At 69.0% G+C, this 2,915-nt stretch carries 4 protein-coding genes; 2 read left to right on the top strand and 2 right to left on the bottom strand.

The window, feature by feature from the left end; all coding sequences use genetic code 11:
- Window positions 1-332: 332 nt before the first annotated feature.
- Window positions 333-638 (bottom strand): hypothetical protein, encoded by a 306-nt coding sequence (locus HUV01_RS14500; RefSeq protein WP_174298911.1) that lies wholly within the window; start codon window positions 636-638, stop codon window positions 333-335.
- A 178-nt stretch (window positions 639-816) separates the two neighbouring features.
- Between HUV01_RS14500 and HUV01_RS14505 the strand changes: the two genes are divergently transcribed.
- The gene (locus tag HUV01_RS14505) at window positions 817-1,539 is read left to right on the top strand and encodes a Crp/Fnr family transcriptional regulator (RefSeq protein ID WP_174298912.1); all 723 of its coding nucleotides are present in this window, start codon (window positions 817-819) and stop codon (window positions 1,537-1,539) included.
- 421 nt (window positions 1,540-1,960) lie between these two features.
- Entirely contained in the window at window positions 1,961-2,500 is a 540-nt protein-coding gene (locus HUV01_RS14510) for an ATP-binding protein (protein WP_174298913.1), read from the top strand.
- Between the two features lie 92 nt (window positions 2,501-2,592).
- On the opposite strand, the gene HUV01_RS14515 is transcribed toward HUV01_RS14510, so the two are convergent.
- The coding region (locus HUV01_RS14515; RefSeq protein WP_174298914.1) for a hypothetical protein at window positions 2,593-2,915 on the bottom strand (323 nt) is incomplete at its 5' end.

The following is a 2,915-nucleotide window of genomic DNA, read 5'->3' on the forward strand; positions in this document are numbered from 1 at the left end:
GGCGTGGGCGCTCGGCCGGCTGGACCCGGCGCGCTGGGCCGCCGGGCGGGAGGCGCGGCTGGCGGTGGAGAAGGATGCCGCCGTGCGCGCGGAATGGGGCGGGTAGGCCAGACTCGGGGCAGATGCCGGACAGGCGCCGGTTAGGCAAACGTCGTCAACGTCGTCCATGCGGGCCGTGGTGCGCCCGGCGTGCCGGCGCCAGATCCAACGGGGTGGATCCAACAGGGCGGAGCCAGTGCGGCGGAACAGCCCATCAAGCCATCATGGGTAATCCATCATCGCGACGCGGCGGGCATCGCGCGGTGCCGGCGCCGTCCGATCCTCGTCCGCCCTTACGGAACGGGCTGGAGCGGCGCCGTGTCGTCGTCGCTGTCGCTCTTCAGCGAACTTATCATGGCGGTCAGCAGCGCATGGGACCGCCACATCGGCGCACCGGCGCCATCCGCCGCCTCCGCGACCTCGACCTGTACGCTGTCCGCGGTCTCGACGATGTCGATCGCGTCGCCAAGGGTGATGATCGAGCGCGCCAGCAGCCCGTGGATCAGGCTTTCGACCAGCAGCAGCGCGGCCTGGCCGTGCGGATCGGGCAGGGGCGGCGTGATGCCCTGAGCAGCGAGATCGTTGTCATTGGAAGGCATGGACAGCACCCTGGTGCAGGCGAGAGCCCGTCATCTCTCAGCCGCCGGCGCCTGTTTCAACGTGTCGACGATGGAACTGGCCTTACCGGCATCACGAGAAAACATCCTAATGCATAATAACAATCGTCAATGTTTTTTGGCAATGTTACAGGGGGAGGGTTAACGATAGGAATGTGCCATGGCCAATCGATTTGTCCAGAAACTGAGCGGGTTGGTCGACCTGACGGCCCGCGACATCGTCGCGCTCGAGGCGGCCACCGCGCGGCCGCGCAACTATGCCGCGCGCAAGGACCTGATCCGGGAGGGCGACGAGACCGGCGCCATGCTGGTGGTGCTGGAGGGGTGGCTGTGCCGCTACAAGATCCTGCCCAATGGCACGCGCCAGATCATGGCGTTCCTGATGCCGGGGGACGCCTGCGACCTCCACATCAAGCTGCTGGCGGAGATGGACCACAGCATCCAGGCGGTCGCCCCCGCGCGCGTCGCGACCGTGTCCCGGACCGAGATGCAGACGATGATGCAGGATCATCCCAACATCGCCCGCGGCATGTACACGGCCCAGCTCGTGGACGAGGGCATCATGCGGGCGTGGATCGTCAGCATGGGACGGCGAAGCTCGGTCGAGCGCGTCGCGCATCTGATCTGCGAGCTGTACCTGCGCGCGCGCACCATCGGCCTGACGGACGACGGGGACTTCGCCCTGCCGCTGTCGCAGATCGTCCTCGCCGATGCGCTCGGCATGACGCCGGTCCACATCAACCGCGTCCTGAAGGAACTCCGGCTGGCGGGCGCCATGGCGCTAAGCCGGGGCAGCGTGACGATCATAGACGCCGGCAAGCTGGTCGCGATCGCCGGGTTCGACGAGAACTACCTGCACCGTCGCCTGCGCCAGATGACGTGAGCGACCCTGTTCTTTCGGAGTCCGGCGCAATACAAGTGTAATACTGGTTCGGACCGTCACGGTGTCGCGGCGATACTGTCGCGGTGTATGGCGGATCAATCGATCGTACGATTGCGGGCAATCCTTAACGTGAGCGAACAATCGCGACCGCACGGGCTCTAGGAGTCGTGCCTGGACGCAGCGCACCCCGACGGAACGGGGACAGGCGCGGCGAGCAAGGCATGGGGGCCATATGCGCACTGAGACCATCTCCCTGCCGGACGCCACGGGGCAACCGCCAGGTACGGCGGTGGAAACCATGCTGCTGGAGCTGTTCGCGCCGACCCGCCTGCCGATGCCGGCCACGGCGCCAGTCTCCAGAAGCGAATACGCTCCGTTATGGCGAGCGGATGCGATCCACCGGGCGAAAAACATGGCGCAGATGACCGCATCCCTGGCCACGGTGGCGGACCATCCGTCCCGGCGCGGGCTGCCGCCGGAGGTCACGATGCGGGCAAGGCGCCTGTCGCGCGCCTATGACGAACTCGGCGTCGACGACGACGCGCAGGCACGCGTGCCCTGCGCGGCGCTGCTCACGGAGATCGCCACCCGGCTGGCCGACATCTTCGGCCGGTCGAGGCAGGTCGCGATCACGGTGTCTGCGGGGGTGGTCCTGCTCCCGTCGGACGTCAGGCGCGCGCTCCTGCTCATGGCCAGCGAGCTGGTCATCAACGCCCTGAAATACGGGTATCCGGCGGAGGCGGGCGGCACGATCGCCGTCGGCCTCGCCGCCGGCGACGGCGCGGTCGAACTGGTCGTCGAGGACGACGGCGTCGGCCGCGTCGAGCACTATCGCGCCGGGCAGGGCGGCGGGCTGCTCGAACAGCTGGGCGTGGTGCTCGGCGCGACGATCGCGAGGACGCAGGGCCGGAGCGGGCAAGGCTTCCGGGTATCGATCCTGATGCCGGTCGACGTTCCCTAGAGCGACAGGTCCAAAGGCGACAGGTCCCAGGGCGACAGGACCTGACCCGGTCGCCCGTCGACCGGGAACGGGAGCCGTTCCGGCGGCGGCCGTCACCGCGCCGCCCCGCGCCGCGTCAGCGCCGCGACGCAGCTTGCGCGATCGATCGGGCTGCCGTCGGGTTCGCGCGCGTCGAGATAGGTGACGGTCGGCTCGGCCCTGGTCCCGGGGTACAGATAGGTGTCGAGCACGCAGATCGGGCCGGAGAACTGCAACCGGCGGGCGGTGCCCTCGCGCAGGTCGGCGTCGGGCGGGCCGAACAGCTGAGTCAGGCCGGCGGCGTCCTGGCCGATCACGCGCTCCAGCCCGGTGCTGGCATAGGGGATCGGGATCCGCGCCGCGCGCACCGGGCCGCCGCCCGTGGGCGCGGCCGCGC

The sequence above is a fragment of the Sphingomonas bacterium genome (genome assembly GCF_903643035.1).
GTDB lineage: Bacteria > Pseudomonadota > Alphaproteobacteria > Sphingomonadales > Sphingomonadaceae > Sphingomonas.